The sequence below is a fragment of the Streptomyces sp. NPDC043680 genome, from assembly GCF_056436685.1.
In genome coordinates, this window is record NZ_JBWKCE010000002.1 from 97,972 (window position 1) to 113,445 (window position 15,474).

Consider the following 15,474-nt stretch of genomic DNA (forward strand, 5'->3'; position numbering starts at 1 on the left):
GGCGCACCCCGGGCCGGGCGGGCGTACGGCTCAGTGGTGCACCGGCTGTTCGGCGGCGGCCGTCCGGGGTTCGGGCACCCGGGCGGCCGCCGGCGTGGGAGCTCCCGCCTCCGCCGCCTCTTCCCCCTCGGCGGCAGTGCCGGCGGCCGTGGCGGCGGCCCTGGCGGCGGGTGCAGGAGCGGGCCGCGGGCGCCGCGCGGGGATCGCCCCGCTGACGGCGATGAGCAGACCGAGGGCCAGCGCGGCCACACAGATCACCGCGACCCCGATGCCCGAACTCGTCTGCGAGAGCAGCAGCATGGCGATGGTCGACACGACGACCGTGGCGGACCCGTACACGAGCTGTGCGGCAGTCGGACGCGGCATGGCGGTATCCGTCCTCAAGGCGGGAGGGCCAGTCAAGAGACTCTAGGACGGGAGATTCCCGGGCGGAACCGGCAGTAAGCGTGACCTAACCCACGGTGCCGGTGCACGGGGGGCGCACGGGGTCACGCTCCACCACGGTGCGAGGGGCGGGAAGTTCCCTTCGTCCCCTATGGCAGGAGAACGTCCGGATAGCGGAACCACCTGACCGCATAGTGCAGTTGTAAGGAACAAGTCAAGGTCTGTCTTTTCTCTCGACTCTCCGGTCAAATGTCGTCACTTGAGACGCGCGCCGCGCGGAACCCCCCACTCCTACGGAGATGTTCCGACCTGTGTCGCGGCCGCGGGAGGGGAACGACATCAAGTGACCAGCAATTCCAGCCGTCGACGAGCGCTGCGTGCCGCAGCCATCGGCGTGACCCTGGCCGCCACCGCGGCCTCCGGCGCCTTCTTCACCGCGGCCCAGGCCGACACCAGCTGGGGCGGCGCGCCGGCCGCGGACCGCCAGGACCCGACCGCTCCCGCCAAGGAGCAGGTCCCGCACAACCTCGACGGTCCGTTCAGCAAGCAGCAGGCGCAGGCGCGCGAGGCTGCCCTTGACCAGGTGCTGAAGGGCAAGAAGCAGGTCGAGCAGCGGGGTGCCTCGAAGGTCGTCAAGCTCGACGACAACAAGTACGTCGAGCTGGGCCGCGAGAAGACCGACAAGATCTTCACGATCCTCGTCGACTTCGGCGACCAGGTCGACAACACGACCATGTTCGACCCGGACGGTCCCGACGGCCCCAAGCCGGCGGTGCCGAAGTACGGCGGCGCCCCCGGCCCCGCGCACAACCAGATCGCCCAGCCGGACCGCGCCACGAACAACAGCACCGCCTGGCGCAAGGACTTCAGCCGCGAGTACTTCCAGGACCTGTACTTCGGTACCGGCCAGGGCAAGAACTCGCTGAAGACCTACTACGAGAAGACCTCCTCGGGTCGTTACTCCGTCGACGGCGAGGTCGCCGACTGGGTCAAGGTCCCGTACAACGAGGCCCGTTACGGCTCGAACTACTGCGGTCAGACCAACTGCGCCAATGTCTGGGACACCGTCCGCGACGGCGTCAACGCCTGGGTCGACGCGCAGAAGAAGGCCGGCAAGACCGACGCCCAGATCAAGGCTCAGCTGGCGCAGTACGACCAGTGGGACCGCAACGACTTCGACGGCGACGGCAACTTCAACGAGCCCGACGGCTACATCGACCACTTCCAGATCGTCCACGCGGGCGAGGACGAGTCGGCCGGCGGCGGCGTGCAGGGCCACGACGCGCTGTGGGCGCACCGCTGGTACGCCTACGGAACCAACGCGGGCAAGACCGGCCCGGAGAACAACAAGGCCGGCGGCACCCAGATCGGCGACACCGGCCTCTGGGTCGGTGACTACACGATGCAGCCCGAGAACGGCGGCCTCGGCGTCTTCGCCCACGAGTACGGCCACGACCTCGGTCTGCCGGACCTCTACGACACCTCCGGTGCCGCCGAGAACTCCGTCGGCTTCTGGTCCCTGATGTCGGCCGGCTCCTGGCTCGGCGACGGCAAGGAGTCCATAGGCAACCTCCCCGGCGACATGACCGCCTGGGACAAGCTGCAGCTGGGCTGGCTGAACTACGACACGGCGAAGGCCGCGACGAAGTCCACCCACAAGCTGGGCGTCTCGGAGTACAACACCAAGGACAAGCAGGCGCTGCTCGTCGAGCTGCCCAAGAAGCAGGTCAAGACCGAGGTCGTCGCTCCCGCCGAGGGTTCCACCCAGTGGTGGAGCAACATGGGTGACGACCTCAAGAACACCCTGACCCGCTCGGTCGACCTGACCGGCAAGTCCTCCGCCGCCCTGTCCCTCAAGGGCTGGTGGGACATCGAGAAGGACTACGACTACCTCTACACCGAGGTGTCCACCGACGGCGGCGCCACCTGGACCGTCCTGAACGGCACCGCCAACGGCAAGGCCATCCCGGCCGACGCCGCGGGCAACGCCGGTCTGACCGACGTCTCCGGCGGCTGGCAGGACCTGAAGTTCCCGCTCGACGCCTACGCGGGCAAGAAGGTGGACCTCCGCTTCCGCTACCAGACGGACGGCGGCGCGGGCGGCAAGGGCTTCACCGCCGACGCCCTCTCGATCACCGCGGACGGCCAGACCCTGTTCACCGACGGCGCCGAGAACGGCGACAACGGCTGGACCGGCAAGGGCTTCTCGCGCATCGGCGCCGGCTTCACCAAGGAGTACGAGCAGTACTACATCGCGGAGAACCGCCGCTACGTGTCGTACGACTCCACCCTCAAGGTCGGCCCGTACAACTTCGGCTTCGCCAACTCCAAGCCGAACTGGGTCGAGCACTACCCGTACCAGGACGGCCTGCTGATCTGGCTCTGGGACAAGTCCCAGAAGGACAACAACGTCAGCCAGCACCCGGGCGCCGGTCTGATCCTTCCGATCGACGCCAACGCCAAGCCCATGAAGTGGGCCGACGGCACCCTGCTGCGGAACAAGATCCAGCCGTACGACGCGCCGTTCAGCGCGTACTCGACGGATGCGTTCACCCTGCACAAGAACGGCGAGGAGCTCTTCCTCAAGCCGAAGCCCGCGAACCTGGTCTTCGACGACCACAAGGGCAAGTACTACTACGACGAGAACCCGACCGGCTCGGTGAAGGTCACTGACACCAACACCAAGATCAAGATCGCCAAGGAGACCTACGACGGCCTCCAGATGACGGTCGAGGTCGGCCCCGCCGCGAAGTAACTCGCAAAACCGCAGGTCAAAGCATGATCGGCCGTCGCCCTCTAGCGGGCGGCGGCCGATCGCGTTTAGATGCGTGAGCTGAGTTTCTTATTGACGGGGGAGCTGAAGATCATGCCCGGTGGAGGTTTCGTCAGACTGCCAGGCGGCAGCGTGGTGGTCGCGCTCACGCTGCCCAGGCCGTCCGGGGAGGACGGGAACGTCCGCGTGCTCGTCCACGCCGCGAACCGGGCCCGCGCCCTGACCAGGCTGCGGAACCACGGCATGCGGGCGGTGTACCTGCGGGGCAACGCGCAGCCCCCGACCCCGGACGAGGTCACCGCCGTCCTGCACCACCCGGACGGCCTGCTCTGGCGGGGCGCCCCGGACCGGGCCCAGGAGCTCTGGCACCCCATCCGCGCCCTGCTGGGCACCTGAGGGGCCCCAGGCGGCCCGGACGGGCCTCAGCGGGCGGGGCCGCCGACGACGGCCACGCCGGCCGTCCGCAGGTCCTCCACGGCCCGCTCGGTGCTGTCCGGGGCCACGCCCGCCGTCAGGTTCAGCAGCACCCGGGTGGTGAAACCGGCGCGGGCGGCGTCGAGCGCGGTGGCCCGGACGCAGTAGTCCGTGGCGATCCCGACGACGTCGACCTCGCTGACGTGCCGCTCGCGCAGCCACTGCGCCAGCCCGGTGCCGTTCTCGTCGGCGCCCTCGAACCCGCTGTACGCGGCCTCGTACGCCCCCTTGTCGAAGACGGCGGCGACGGCGCCGGAGGCCACGGCGGGCGCGAAGTTCGGGTGGAACCCCACGCCCTCGGTGCCGGCGACGCAGTGGACGGGCCAGGACTCCCGGTAGTCCGGCTCGGCCGGCGGCCTCGCGAAGTGCGGGCCCGGGTCGACGTGGTGGTCGCGGGTGGCCACGACGTGGCGGTACCCGGGGGTGGCCTGCCCGATCAGCTCGGTGATGGCGGCGGCGACATCGGCCCCGCCGGTGACCGCCAGGCTGCCGCCTTCGCAGAAGTCGTTCTGTACGTCGACGACGATCAGTGCGCGGTGCATTTCGGGTGCCCTTCGGCTCGGTGGTGTGCTGCGGCGGGCCCTGCGGGAGGCTCTTCCCCCCGCCCGGGCCGCGCTACGCGTACTCCGTCGGGATCACGGCCTCGCCCCGCGAGAGCTGTGTCGCCGACAGGGGGAGTCCGGCGCGGGCCTCGCGGTGGCGCTGCCGTGCGGCCTCCAGCGGCTCGCGGGCGACGACCTCGCCGGCCTTGACCAGCTCGACCAGCAGCTGCCGGTCCGCCAGGGCAGCGGGGACCGGCCCGGTCCCGACGACCTCGGCCTCCGCCACGCCCTCGGCGTCCACCCGCCGCGCCGCCCACTTGCGGCCGCCGACGGAGGTCTTCCCGCCGCCGGCCTTCTTCGCCACCGGCACCAGCGGCGCCTTCGGGTCGGCGGACTGCGCCCGGGCCACCAGCTTGTAGACCATGGAGCAGGTCGGGTGCCCGCTGCCGGTGACCAGCTGCGTGCCGACGCCGTACGCGTCCACCGGAGCCGCCGCCAGCGAGGCGATGGCGTACTCGTCCAGGTCCGAGGTCACCACGATCCGCGTCCCGGTGGCGCCCAGCTCGTCCAGCTGCTGCCGCACCCGGTGCGCGACCAGCAGCAGGTCCCCGGAGTCGATCCGCACCGCTCCCAGTCCCGGCCCGGCCACCTCCACGGCGGTCCGTACCGCCTCGGCGACGTCGTAGGTGTCCACCAGCAGCGTGGTCCCACCGCCCAGCGAGGCCACCTGCGCCGTGAAGGCGTCGCGCTCGCTGTCATGCAGCAGGGTGAAGGCGTGGGCGGAGGTGCCGACCGTCGGGATCCCGTACCGGAAGCCCGCCGCCAGGTCCGAGGTCGAGGCGAATCCGCCGACGTACGCGGCCCGCGAGGCCGCCACGGCCGCCAGCTCGTGCGTGCGCCGCGCCCCCATCTCGATCAGCGGCCGCCCGCCGGCCGCCGAGGCCATCCGGGAGGCGGCGGCGGCGATCGCGGAGTCGTGGTTCAGGATCGACAGGATCACGGTCTCCAGCAGCACGCACTCGGCGAAGCTGCCCTCGACGCGCAGGACGGGGGAGCCGGGGAAGTAGACCTCCCCCTCCGGGTAGCCCCAGATGTCGCCGGAGAAGCGGTAGGAGGCCAGCCAGTCCAGGGTCCGCATGTCGACGACGGCGCGCTCGCGCAGGAACTCCAGCACGGCGCCGTCGAAGCGGAAGTTCTCCACCGCGTCCAGGACGCGTCCGGTGCCGCCCACCACTCCGTAGCGCCGGCCCTCGGGCAGCCGCCGGGTGAAGACCTCGAAGACCGAGCGGCGGTCGGCGGTGCCGTTCGCCAGGGCGGCCTGCAGCATCGTGAGCTCGTAATGATCCGTGAAGAGCGCTGTCGACGGCACGTCCACCGGCAGGCCCAGGTCCGCAGGGTTCATGTCACGGATGCTAGCGCACATTTCGTCAGAGTGACGAGATGTCGGGGTCGTTTGTGCGACGGGCCCGTCACAGTGGCAGCATGGGACGAGTGAGTGTTGCTCCCATTGAGATCGAACGCACCCAGTCGGCAGAAGAAGCCGCTGCGGTCCCCGAGCCCGACGTCCCCTGGGTGACCCTCGTGCACAACGACCCGGTCAACCTCATGAGCTACGTGACGTACGTGTTCCAGGCGTACTTCGGCTATTCGAAGGACAAGGCGCACAAGCTGATGCTCGACGTCCACCACAAGGGGCGGGCGGTCGTCTCCAGCGGCACCCGCGAGGAAATGGAGCGCGACGTGCAGGCCATGCACGGCTACGGCCTGTGGGCAACCCTCTCCCAGGACCGCATCTGATGGGGCGCTCCGCCGGGATGTTCGAGGCACTGAAGGGCGGCGGCGCCGTCATCGCGCTGGACGAGATCGAGATCTCCATCCTGCGCTCCCTGGCCGTGCAGCTGCTGGAGCTCATCGGGCCGGGCGCGCCCGAGCCCGACGCGGATGCGGACCCGCTGGCCGTGCTGTTCGCCGAGGGCAGCGACGGGCCCACCGAGCGGCCGGCCGATCCGGCGCTGGCCCGGCTCTTCCCCGACGCCTACGGCGGCCCCGGCCCCGAGGACCAGGGCGTGGACCCGGCCGAGCTCGCCGCGCGCTCGGCGGAGTTCCGCCGGTTCACCGAGAACGACCTGCGCACCCGCAAGCGGGAGGACGCGCTGGCCGTCGTGCACAGCCTGGACGGGCTCGCGCCGGGCGAGGACGAGACGGCCGTGCTGGAGCTGACCGGGGAGCTGCCGCTGCGCTGGCTGGGCGCCCTCAACGACCTGCGGCTGACCATCGCGGCCCGCCTGGAGATCACCGAGGACGACGAGAGCGCGATGCTCTTCCGGCTACCGGACGACGATCCGCGCAAGCCGATGGTGATGGCCTACCTCTGGCTCGGCGGGCTCCAGGAGACGCTCATCGAAACCCTCTGAGAGCCGCCCGAAAGCTCAGGAAAAGCTCAGAGGCGGCCATCGGTCGCGTACCACCCGCGCTCCGTTCGCTCAGCGGACGCTCAAATCCGGATAACGATCAGATCACCGCCATGCGGTGATCTGATCTGTTTCAGGACCTTTGTCCTGAATTTTTGGTGTCCTGCGTCACATTTGCACCCGTCGATCACCCGTAGGGCCGTGATAAATCTTCACGACCGCCGACGGGGCGCCACCCATGTCCCCCGGCGCGCTTGAACCGGCTGACCGCCGGGTGCAACTCCATCCGTATCCGGGGGGATCGAGGACCCGATCCGCAGCCAGTCAAGGCGCGGGTCGGCGTGGAGAAAGGCGCACCAAGACATGACCTCTGTGCAGGTCGAGCAGCACGACAGGACGCCCGGCGAGGGCGCACCGGCCGAGGGCGGCGAGGGTTACCACCGCGCACTCGGCGCCCGCCAGATCCAGATGATCGCGATCGGCGGAGCCATCGGCACCGGTCTCTTCCTGGGCGCCGGCAAGGCGATCTCCAAGGCCGGACCGAGCCTGATCCTGGCCTACGCCATCGCGGGCCTGGTCATCTTCTTCATCATGCGCGCCCTGGGCGAGCTGCTGATGTACCGCCCGGTCTCGGGCTCCTTCTCGGACTACGCCCGCCAGTTCCTCGGTCCCTTCTGGGGGTACGCCACCGGCTGGACCTACTGGCTCTTCTGGGTGGTCACCGGCATCACCGAGGTCACCGCCGCCGCCAAGTACATGTCGTACTGGACCCACGACAGCTTCCCGCAGTGGGCCTACGCGCTGATCTTCACGGTCATCCTCTACGCCGCCAACCTGATCTCCGTGAAGCTCTTCGGCGAGCTGGAGTTCTGGTTCTCCATGGTCAAGGTCACCGCCATCGTCGGCATGATCCTGATCTGCGCCGGCGTCCTGACCATCGGCTTCTCCGACGCCGCCGGCGGCGCCTCGTTCTCCAACCTGTGGAACGACCGCGGCTTCTTCCCGAACGGCATCGGCGAGACGCTGATGACGCTCCAGATCGTGGTGTTCGCCTTCCTCGCGGTCGAGCTCGTCGGCGTCACCGCCGGCGAGTCCAAGGACCCCGAGAAGACCCTGCCCAAGGCCATCAACACCGTGCCGTGGCGCATCGCCGTCTTCTACGTCGGCGCCCTCATCATGATCATGTCGGTCATCCCGTGGTCGAACTTCAAGGCCGGCGAGAGCCCCTTCGTGCTCGCCTTCGAGAAGATGGGCCTCGGCCTCGGCGCCGCGATCGTCAACTTCGTCGTGCTGACCGCCGCCCTGTCCTCCTGCAACTCCGGCATGTACTCCACCGGCCGCATGCTGCGCGACCTCGCGCTCAACGGCCAGGGCCCGAAGGTCTTCACCAAGCTCACCAAGAGCGGCACCCCGCTCGTCGGCACCACCTTCTCCGCCGGCCTGATGCTGGTGGGCGTCTGGATCAACTACGTCGCGCCGGGCAAGGCCTTCGACTACGTCGTCTCCTTCGCCACCATCTCCGGCATGTGGGCCTGGATCATGATCCTGGTCTGCCAGATCCGCTACCGCGCCAAGGTGAACCGCGGAGAGCTGCCCGCCTCCCCGTTCAAGACCCCCGGGTCGCCGTGGACGAGCTGGCTCTCGCTGGCCTTCATCGCCGTGGTCATCGTGATGATGGGCATCGACGCCGACTCGCGCGTCTCGCTCTACTGCGCCCCCCTGTGGGGCCTGATCCTGGGCGTGTCCTACCTGGTGCTCAAGCGCCGCAACCCGGCCGGAGCCGCCTTCAACAAGGCCTCCTGACCAGGTCTCACGACGCCTGCTCCACAGAGCTCGTGTCCACGATATGGGCCCTCCCGTACCACACCTCGGTACGGGAGGGCCCGTCTGCTTATCCTGTCGCTCATGCTGACCCTCACCAAGGACCTGTACGACCGGATCGTCGAGCACGCCCGCCAGGACCACCCCGACGAGGCGTGCGGCGTCGTGGCCGGCCCGGCGGGCACCGACCGCCCCGAGCGGTTCATCCCGATGCTCAACGCGGCCCGCTCGCCCACGTTCTACGAGTTCGACTCGAAGGATCTGCTGAAGCTCTACCGGGAGCTCGACGACCGCGACGAGGACCCGGTGATCGTCTACCACTCCCACACCGCGACCGAGGCCTACCCCTCGCGCACCGACGTCACCTACGCCAACGAGCCCGGCGCGCACTACGTGCTCGTCTCGACGGCCGACACCGACGGCCTCGGCGAGTTCCAGTTCCGCTCGTACCGGATCGTCGAAGGCGTCATCACCGAGGAAGAAGTGCAGGTCGTCGAGGCCTACTGACCACGATGTGAGCGTGAGACGTCCACGATGCGGGATCACACTCCAAACCGGGGAGCGGGAATCGTTAACATGACCGCATGGTTCCCCACGACGTGAGCATCGAGACGCCCGGCAGGCTGCTGCTCGTGGCGCGGCTGCACGTCGACCTGTGCCGCCTCGCCAGCAGTATCTGTCCTGCCGCTTGAGCACCCACAGCCCCTCGCGCGGGGGGCCCTGCGCCGCGCCCCCACACTTTCGTCACGACACGACTGGAGCCTGCTGCCATGGCCATCGAGGTCCGCATCCCCACCATCCTCCGCACCTACACCGACGGCGAGAAGGCCGTGACCGGCGAGGGCACCACGCTGTCCGAGCTCTTCGCCGACCTGGAGAAGCGCCACAAGGGCATCGAGGAGCGCATCGTGGACGGCGGCAAGCTGCGCCGCTTCGTGAACGTCTACCTCAACGACGAGGACGTCCGCTTCCTCGACGGCATCTCCACCGCGGTCAAGGACGGCGACAGCGTCACCATCCTCCCGGCCGTCGCCGGCGGCTCCGTCTGATGCGCTACGACTCCCCGCTGGCCGCGGTCGGCAACACGCCGCTCGTCCGGCTGCCCAGGCTGTCCCCCTCGGAGGACGTCCGGATCTGGGCCAAGCTGGAGGACCGGAACCCGACCGGCTCGATCAAGGACCGCCCCGCGCTCCACATGGTCGAGCAGGCCGAGAAGGACGGCCGGCTCCACCCCGGTTGCACCATCCTGGAACCCACCTCGGGCAACACGGGCATCTCCCTGGCGATGGCCGCGAAGCTCAAGGGCTACCGGATCGTGTGCGTCATGCCGGAGAACACGAGCCAGGAGCGCCGCGACCTTCTCGCCATGTGGGGAGCCGAGATCATCTCGTCGCCGGCGGCGGGCGGATCGAACACCGCCGTCCGGGTGGCCAAGGAACTGGCGGCCGAGCACCCCGACTGGGTGATGCTCTACCAGTACGGCAACCCGGACAACGCGGGCGCCCACTACGCCACCACGGGCCCGGAGATCCTGCGGGACCTCCCCTCGATCACCCACTTCGTGGCCGGTCTCGGCACGACGGGCACCCTGATGGGTGTCGGCCGGTACCTGCGCGAGCACATCGAAGGCGTCAGGATCGTCGCCGCCGAGCCCCGTTACGACGACCTCGTGTACGGCCTGCGCAACCTCGACGAGGGCTTCGTCCCCGAGCTGTACGACGCCTCGGTCCTGACGACCCGCTTCTCGGTCGGCTCCGCCGACGCGGTCACCCGCACCCGCGAACTCCTCCAGCAGGAGGGCATCTTCGCGGGCGTCTCCACCGGAGCCGCCCTGCACGCGGCGATCGGCGTGGGCCGCAAGGCGGTCGCCGCGGGCGAGTCGGCGGACATCGTCTTCGTCGTGGCAGACGGCGGCTGGAAGTACCTCTCGACCGGCGTCTACACGGCGAAGACGACCGAAGAGGCCATCGAAACCCTCCAGGGCCAGCTCTGGGCCTAGGGGTGTCCTGCCGATCGAGCCGGGCCCGCGGCGCGATCGACGAGACACCCCGAAGCCCCGGCGCCCGGCCGACGCGAACCGGAGGCCGGGACCGGAGGCCGGACCCGAGGCCGGGACCGGAGGCCGGACCCGAGGCCGGGAACCGGAGGCCCTCAGGCGGCCGTCACGGGGACAGCAGCTCCGCCAGGATCGCGGCGTGACTCGACCCGGGATCGCGGACCGCGGTCAGCAGCGTGACCGGGCCCTTCGACGCCAGCTCCCGCAGCCGGGACAGTTCGGCCGCCGCCTCCGGCTCCGCGAGCTCCGCCTCGTACCGCCGTCGGAACTCCTCGGCCGAACCGCCCGCATGGAACCACGTGCGCAGCTCCCCCGACGGGGTCAGCACCTTCGGCCAGTCGTCCACCTGTGCCCGCGCCTTCGCCAGGCCCCGCGGCCACAGCCGGTCCACCAGGACCCGTACGCCGTCGGCCTCCGGCTCCGCCGGATCGTAGACCCGCCGCACCCGCACCGCGCCCACCATCAGCCGCCACCTCCGAGTCCCTTGACCTCGTCCCACACCGCGGGATCCAGCATCCCCAGCCGGCTGCGGAACTCCCACACCCACACCTGCTCCGGCCGGTCCGCCTCCAGGAAGCCGGGCCGGCCCTGCGCCCCCACCGTCCCCGGCGGCAGCGGGATCACCCCGGGCCGCCGGTCGTCGTACTTCCCGCTGATCCACGCCACCCGCGCCCGGTGCGCCCGGACCGGCTCCACCGTCAGCACCAGGCACAGCCGCCCGTCCGCCAGGCGCCACAGCTCACCCGGGCGCGGCTGCGGCTCCGTACCGGAGGTGTGCTGCGGCAGGGCACGCCGGGGCAGAGCCGGCAGACGCCCCGCGACCAGCACCACCAGCAGCACGGCGACCACCGCCGCCGCCGCGGGCCACCAGGACGTGTCCATGCTCCGACGTTAGCCTCGCGCGCAACCCCCGGCACGGCAGTGCACCGGCACGCCCGTGCCCCCTGTCGCTCCCCCGGGTGACAGCACAGGTGATTCCCCCCACAACGGCCTGCCGCGGAGGAGCGACCTGACGTTTCGCGCCTTACGCTCGACCCACGCACGGCCCGCATTCCGTCCACGGACCGTCCCTGGAGGTTCACGCTCCATGAAGCTCACCGTCGTCGGCTGCTCGGGGTCGTTCCCGTCCGCGGAATCGGCCTGTTCGAGCTACCTCGTCGAGGCCGACGGCTTCCGGCTGCTCCTCGACATGGGCAACGGAGCCCTCGGCGAGCTGCAGCGCCACATCGGTCTCTACGACCTCGATGCGATCTTCCTGAGCCACCTGCACGCCGACCACTGCATCGACATGTGCGCGTACTTCGTGGCCCGCTACTACCGGCACGAGGGCGGCCGCTGTTCCGCCATCCCCGTCTACGGCCCGGAGGGCACCGAGAGGCGGCTGAGCACCGCCTACGACGACGTCCCCGACGAGCGCTCGATGAGCGAGGTCTTCGACTTCCGCACCCTCAAGCCCGGCACCTTCGAGATCGGCCCGTTCCAGGTCCGCACCGAGCGGGTCAGCCACCCGGTGGAGGCGTACGGCATCCGCGTCGAGCACGGCGGCCGCTCCCTGACGTACTCCGGGGACACCGGCGTCTGCCCCGAGCTGGGGCTGCTGGCCGAGGAGACGGACCTGTTCCTGTGCGAGGCGTCCTTCACGCACGGCAAGGAGGACATCCCCGATCTCCACCTCAACGGCCGCGAGGCCGGGGAGTTCGCCCGCACCGGCCGGGTCGGCCGGCTGGTCCTCACGCACATCCCGCCGTGGACGGACCCCCGGCAGAACCTGGCCGACGCCCGCGCGGTCTACGACGGCCCGGTCGACCTCGCGTACGCGGGCGCCGTGTACGAGGTCTGAGCCCGCGCGGTTCCGGCCCACACGAGCCCGAACGAGCCCGAACGGACGAAGCCCCCGCCCTCCCGGAAGGGAAGGCGGGGGCTTCGCGCTGTACGGGCGCAGGTGCCGTACGGGCGCAGGCGCCGTACGGGTTACCGGCCTACTTGGCCTCGGCCTTGAGCAGCTCGGCGAGCTCCTCGTCGGACTCGCGGCCCGGGGTGGGCAGGTTGTACTTGATGATCGCGAAGCGGAAGACCACGTAGTAGACCGCGGCGAAGCACAGGCCGACGACGGCCAGGCCCAGCGGGTTGGTGGCCTTGCCCAGGTTCAGCATGTAGTCGATGGCGCCGGCGGAGAAGCCGAAGCCGTCCTTCATGCCGAGCGCCCAGGTCAGCGCCATCGAGACACCGGTCAGCACCGCGTGGAGCGCGTACAGCACCGGGGCGATGAACATGAACGTGAACTCGATCGGCTCGGTCACACCGGTGACGAAGGAGGTCAGCGCGAGGGAGAACATCATGCCGCCGACGACCTTGCGGCGCTCGGGGCGGGCGCAGTGGACGATCGCGAGGCAGGCCGCCGGGAGGGCGAACATCATGATCGGGAAGAAGCCGGTCATGAACTGTCCGGCGCTCGGGTCGCCGGCCAGGAAGCGGGCGATGTCACCGCTGCTGCCCTTGTACTCGCCGGCCTGGAACCACGGGAAGGAGTTCAGCAGGTGGTGCATGCCGACCGGGATCAGAGCGCGGTTGGCGACGCCGAAGATGCCCGCGCCGACCGCGCCGGAGCCGACCAGCCACTCGCCGACGTTGTGCAGGCCCGTACCGAGTACCGGCCAGATCAGGCCGAAGAGGATGCCGATCAGCAGACCCGCGAAGGCGGACAGGATCGGGACCAGCCGACGGCCGCCGAAGAAGCCCGCCCACTCGGGCAGCTTGGTCCGGTAGAACTTCTGGTAGATCAGGGCCACCACGATGCCCATGACGACACCGCCGAGGACCTTCGCGTCGACGGGAGCGTCCACGAGGGCCACCTTGTGGTCGACGACCGTCTCGACCTTCGGCAGGTTCGGGTCGGTGAAGGTCGCGAGGACCTTGGCGAAGACCAGGTAGCCGGTGACCGCGGCGAGAGCGGTCGAGCCGTCGGACTTCTTGGCGTAACCGATCGCGATGCCGACGGCGAACAGCAGCGCCATGTTCGCGAGGATCGCACCGCCGCCGGCGGACATGTAACCGGCGATCTTGGTGAGGAAGCCCGGCAGCGACGGGTCGCCGAGCATGTCCTTGTCGCCGAGGCGGACGAGCAGCGCGGCGGCAGGCAGCACCGCCACGGGGAGCATGAGGCTCCGGCCGATGCGCTGCATGACAGCCATCACGCCCGCGCCCTTCTTCTTTTCCGCAGCAGCGGTGGCTGTGGACATGAGCTTCCTCCAGAAGGCAAGGCGCGCGCCCGGGGAACGGGGGATCGGCGGCGTCTCGGAACGGGGGTACGCGAGCGCTCGGACAGAGGTGCCCTGCTCGTGCGTGGTCTACACCAATGGGTGGTGTAGACCAGTTGTAGCATGGTCGGGGATAGATAAGGAACCTTCGATTTCCTGTGGTCTGCACCACACCCGGCCGCCCATGGCGAACGGCCCCCGGATCACCGATCCAAGGGCCTCGACGGCCTCCGGGCGGGCGCGACCCGCCGCTACGCCTTGGTGTTGTCCGCCTGCATCGCCGCGATCTCCTCGTCCGACTCCCGCCCCGGCGTCGGGATGTCGAACTTCGTGATCGCGAAGCGGAAGACCGCGTAGTACACCACCGCGAAGCACAGGCCGATCGGAATGATCATCCAGGGCTTCGTCGCCAGCCGCCAGTTGATGACGTAGTCGATGAACCCCGCCGAGAAGCTGAAGCCGTCGTGCACGCCCAGCCCCCAGGTCACCGCCATCGACACGCCCGTCAGCACCGCGTGGATCGCGTACAGCGCCGGCGCCACGAAGAGGAACGAGTACTCGATCGGCTCCGTGATGCCGGTGACGAACGACGTCAGGCCCACCGACAGCATCAACCCCCCGACCTCCTTGCGGCGCAACGGCTTCGCGCAGTGCGTGATCGCCAGCGCCGCCGCCGGGAGGGCGAACATCATGATCGGGAAGAAGCCGGACAGGAACTGGCCCGCGTCCGGGTCGCCCTGCAGGAACATGTTGATGTCGCCGTGCACCACCGTGCCGTCCGGCTTCGTATAGCTGCCGAACTGGAACCACACGGGCACGTTCAGGAACTGGTGGAGACCGATCACCAGCAGCGCACGGTTCGCCAGGCCGAAGAGGCCCGAACCCCAGGCACCCAGCCCCACCAGCCAGTCCGAGAAGCTCTCCAACGCGGCACCCACCGGCGGCCAGATGCCCAGACACACCACCGCGAACGCGATCGCGACGAACGACATGATGATGGGCACCAGCCGACGCCCGTTGAAGAAGCCCAGCCAGTCGACGAGCTTCACCCGGTGGAAGCGCTGCCAGAACCAGGCCGCGAGCAGACCCATGATGATCCCGCCGAACACCCCCGGGTTCTGGTACGTGTACCCCGCGAAGGTGTCCGTCGGCGTGGTGCAACCGCCCCCGACGTCCTTCGTGCCGGGCGGACAGTCGTCGGGGAAGGCGTGCAGCACCCCGCGGTAGACGAGGAACCCCGCCACCGCCGCCAGCGCGGTGGAGCCGTCCGCCTTCTTCGCCATGCCGATCGCGACACCGATGCAGAACAAGAGCGGCAGACCCAGGTCCGCGTCCAGCAGCGCACCGCCGGCTCCGGCCATCACCTTGGCCACGTCCGCCCAGTCCAGGCCGTCCTTGCCGAACACGTCCGGCTGCCCGAGCCGGTTCAGGATGCCCGCCGCCGGAAGGACGGCGATCGGCAGCTGCAGACTCCGCCCCATCTTCTGGAGCCCCTGGAACAGGCCGTTCCACCACCTCGGCTGGGGTGGTGCTGCGGCGGCGCTGCTCGCGCTCATCGGCATCCTCCTGACCGGCCCGTTTTGGCAGGTGCGTCCCGTGCGGCACACTGGTGTAGACCAGTTGTGCAGCCAGCCTGCTGCTGATCGTCATCATTCGGCAGAAGGCGCGCACGTGCTCGTGTAGATGGGCCAACCGTGGGCTACCGTGACAACGCGGACCGTGCCGGCGGGTCGGTCTCGGAGAACTCAGGGAGAAA

Annotated in this window: 17 protein-coding genes; 10 read left to right on the forward strand and 7 right to left on the reverse strand. The window is 69.7% G+C overall.

Features of this window, described 5'->3' with window-relative positions:
• Window positions 1-30 precede the first annotated feature (30 nt).
• A complete protein-coding gene (locus AC0666_RS03810) occupies window positions 31-366 on the reverse strand; it encodes a hypothetical protein (RefSeq protein ID WP_468968343.1) in 336 nt (111 codons plus the stop codon).
• A gap of 361 nt (window positions 367-727) precedes the next feature.
• Between AC0666_RS03810 and AC0666_RS03815 the strand changes: the two genes are divergently transcribed.
• Both AC0666_RS03815 and AC0666_RS03820 read left to right on the forward strand, forming a co-directional pair.
• Complete coding sequence (locus AC0666_RS03815; protein WP_468968340.1) at window positions 728-3,139, forward strand: immune inhibitor A domain-containing protein; 2,412 nt, start codon at window positions 728-730, stop codon at window positions 3,137-3,139.
• A 111-nt stretch (window positions 3,140-3,250) separates the two neighbouring features.
• Window positions 3,251-3,553, forward strand: coding sequence for a hypothetical protein (locus AC0666_RS03820; RefSeq protein WP_468583091.1), 303 nt, complete (start codon window positions 3,251-3,253; stop codon window positions 3,551-3,553).
• A 26-nt stretch (window positions 3,554-3,579) separates the two neighbouring features.
• Here the strand turns inward: AC0666_RS03820 and AC0666_RS03825 are convergent, their stop codons facing one another.
• A complete protein-coding gene (locus AC0666_RS03825; protein ID WP_468968337.1) occupies window positions 3,580-4,173 on the reverse strand; it encodes a nicotinamidase in 594 nt (197 codons plus the stop codon).
• Window positions 4,174-4,246: 73 nt separating this feature from the next.
• Window positions 4,247-5,575, reverse strand: coding sequence for a nicotinate phosphoribosyltransferase (locus AC0666_RS03830; RefSeq protein WP_468582768.1), 1,329 nt, complete (start codon window positions 5,573-5,575; stop codon window positions 4,247-4,249).
• 80 nt (window positions 5,576-5,655) lie between these two features.
• Here AC0666_RS03830 and clpS point away from each other — a divergent pair, with 80 nt between their 5' ends.
• The 7 genes from clpS (at window position 5,656) to AC0666_RS03865 (ending at window position 10,404) form a co-directional block, all read left to right on the forward strand.
• A complete protein-coding gene (clpS, locus tag AC0666_RS03835) occupies window positions 5,656-5,970 on the forward strand; it encodes an ATP-dependent Clp protease adapter ClpS (RefSeq protein WP_468582770.1) in 315 nt (104 codons plus the stop codon).
• Window positions 5,970-6,587, forward strand: a complete 618-nt coding sequence (locus AC0666_RS03840; protein WP_468968333.1) for a DUF2017 domain-containing protein — start codon at window positions 5,970-5,972, stop codon at window positions 6,585-6,587. Before clpS ends, AC0666_RS03840 begins: the two co-directional genes overlap by 1 nt.
• Before the next feature lie 360 nt (window positions 6,588-6,947).
• On the forward strand, window positions 6,948-8,387 hold the full coding sequence (locus AC0666_RS03845; protein ID WP_468968330.1) for an amino acid permease: 1,440 nt from the start codon (window positions 6,948-6,950) through the stop codon (window positions 8,385-8,387).
• Between the two features lie 102 nt (window positions 8,388-8,489).
• Window positions 8,490-8,912: a M67 family metallopeptidase gene (locus tag AC0666_RS03850; protein WP_468968328.1), complete on the forward strand. Its 423-nt coding sequence runs from the start codon at window positions 8,490-8,492 to the stop codon at window positions 8,910-8,912.
• A gap of 77 nt (window positions 8,913-8,989) precedes the next feature.
• Window positions 8,990-9,097 carry a putative leader peptide gene (locus AC0666_RS03855; protein ID WP_324603773.1) on the forward strand — a complete coding sequence of 36 codons (108 nt, stop codon included), beginning with the start codon at window positions 8,990-8,992 and terminating at the stop codon, window positions 9,095-9,097.
• A 78-nt stretch (window positions 9,098-9,175) separates the two neighbouring features.
• Window positions 9,176-9,454 (forward strand): MoaD/ThiS family protein, encoded by a 279-nt coding sequence (locus tag AC0666_RS03860; RefSeq protein WP_468968325.1) that lies wholly within the window; start codon window positions 9,176-9,178, stop codon window positions 9,452-9,454.
• A complete protein-coding gene (locus tag AC0666_RS03865) occupies window positions 9,454-10,404 on the forward strand; it encodes a PLP-dependent cysteine synthase family protein (protein WP_478707031.1) in 951 nt (316 codons plus the stop codon). Before AC0666_RS03860 ends, AC0666_RS03865 begins: the two co-directional genes overlap by 1 nt.
• Before the next feature lie 163 nt (window positions 10,405-10,567).
• Here the strand turns inward: AC0666_RS03865 and AC0666_RS03870 are convergent, their stop codons facing one another.
• Window positions 10,568-10,924 carry a DUF488 domain-containing protein gene (locus AC0666_RS03870; protein WP_468968323.1) on the reverse strand — a complete coding sequence of 119 codons (357 nt, stop codon included), beginning with the start codon at window positions 10,922-10,924 and terminating at the stop codon, window positions 10,568-10,570.
• The gene (locus AC0666_RS03875; protein WP_468582779.1) at window positions 10,924-11,343 is read right to left on the reverse strand and encodes a hypothetical protein; all 420 of its coding nucleotides are present in this window, start codon (window positions 11,341-11,343) and stop codon (window positions 10,924-10,926) included. The genes AC0666_RS03870 and AC0666_RS03875 overlap by 1 nt, the downstream gene beginning before the upstream one ends.
• Window positions 11,344-11,548: 205 nt before the next feature.
• On the opposite strand from AC0666_RS03875, the gene AC0666_RS03880 reads away from it, so the two are divergent.
• Entirely contained in the window at window positions 11,549-12,301 is a 753-nt protein-coding gene (locus AC0666_RS03880) for an MBL fold metallo-hydrolase (protein WP_468582780.1), read from the forward strand.
• Window positions 12,302-12,440: 139 nt separating this feature from the next.
• Here AC0666_RS03880 and AC0666_RS03885 read toward each other — a convergent pair whose 3' ends face one another.
• Both AC0666_RS03885 and AC0666_RS03890 read right to left on the reverse strand, forming a co-directional pair.
• Window positions 12,441-13,700: a PTS transporter subunit EIIC gene (locus tag AC0666_RS03885; RefSeq protein WP_361722408.1), complete on the reverse strand. Its 1,260-nt coding sequence runs from the start codon at window positions 13,698-13,700 to the stop codon at window positions 12,441-12,443.
• 269 nt (window positions 13,701-13,969) lie between these two features.
• Window positions 13,970-15,274 carry a PTS transporter subunit EIIC gene (locus AC0666_RS03890; RefSeq protein WP_478707032.1) on the reverse strand — a complete coding sequence of 435 codons (1,305 nt, stop codon included), beginning with the start codon at window positions 15,272-15,274 and terminating at the stop codon, window positions 13,970-13,972.
• Window positions 15,275-15,474 lie beyond the last annotated feature (200 nt).

What these genes read in the sequence shown, in the direction of transcription:
- AC0666_RS03870 (WP_468968323.1), bottom strand. Translation starts at nt 10,924, where the DNA reads ATGGTGGGCGCGGTGCGGGTGCGGCGGGTCTACGATCCGGCGGAGCCG.
- clpS (WP_468582770.1), top strand. Translation starts at nt 5,656, where the DNA reads ATGGGACGAGTGAGTGTTGCTCCCATTGAGATCGAACGCACCCAGTCG.
- AC0666_RS03885 (WP_361722408.1), bottom strand. Translation starts at nt 13,700, where the DNA reads ATGTCCACAGCCACCGCTGCTGCGGAAAAGAAGAAGGGCGCGGGCGTG.
- AC0666_RS03850 (WP_468968328.1), top strand. Translation starts at nt 8,490, where the DNA reads ATGCTGACCCTCACCAAGGACCTGTACGACCGGATCGTCGAGCACGCC.
- AC0666_RS03865 (WP_478707031.1), top strand. Translation starts at nt 9,454, where the DNA reads ATGCGCTACGACTCCCCGCTGGCCGCGGTCGGCAACACGCCGCTCGTC.
- AC0666_RS03830 (WP_468582768.1), bottom strand. Translation starts at nt 5,575, where the DNA reads ATGAACCCTGCGGACCTGGGCCTGCCGGTGGACGTGCCGTCGACAGCG.
- AC0666_RS03840 (WP_468968333.1), top strand. Translation starts at nt 5,970, where the DNA reads ATGGGGCGCTCCGCCGGGATGTTCGAGGCACTGAAGGGCGGCGGCGCC.
- AC0666_RS03820 (WP_468583091.1), top strand. Translation starts at nt 3,251, where the DNA reads ATGCCCGGTGGAGGTTTCGTCAGACTGCCAGGCGGCAGCGTGGTGGTC.
- AC0666_RS03860 (WP_468968325.1), top strand. Translation starts at nt 9,176, where the DNA reads ATGGCCATCGAGGTCCGCATCCCCACCATCCTCCGCACCTACACCGAC.
- AC0666_RS03810 (WP_468968343.1), bottom strand. Translation starts at nt 366, where the DNA reads ATGCCGCGTCCGACTGCCGCACAGCTCGTGTACGGGTCCGCCACGGTC.
- AC0666_RS03825 (WP_468968337.1), bottom strand. Translation starts at nt 4,173, where the DNA reads ATGCACCGCGCACTGATCGTCGTCGACGTACAGAACGACTTCTGCGAA.
- AC0666_RS03845 (WP_468968330.1), top strand. Translation starts at nt 6,948, where the DNA reads ATGACCTCTGTGCAGGTCGAGCAGCACGACAGGACGCCCGGCGAGGGC.
- AC0666_RS03880 (WP_468582780.1), top strand. Translation starts at nt 11,549, where the DNA reads ATGAAGCTCACCGTCGTCGGCTGCTCGGGGTCGTTCCCGTCCGCGGAA.
- AC0666_RS03890 (WP_478707032.1), bottom strand. Translation starts at nt 15,274, where the DNA reads ATGAGCGCGAGCAGCGCCGCCGCAGCACCACCCCAGCCGAGGTGGTGG.
- AC0666_RS03855 (WP_324603773.1), top strand. Translation starts at nt 8,990, where the DNA reads ATGGTTCCCCACGACGTGAGCATCGAGACGCCCGGCAGGCTGCTGCTC.
- AC0666_RS03875 (WP_468582779.1), bottom strand. Translation starts at nt 11,343, where the DNA reads ATGGACACGTCCTGGTGGCCCGCGGCGGCGGCGGTGGTCGCCGTGCTG.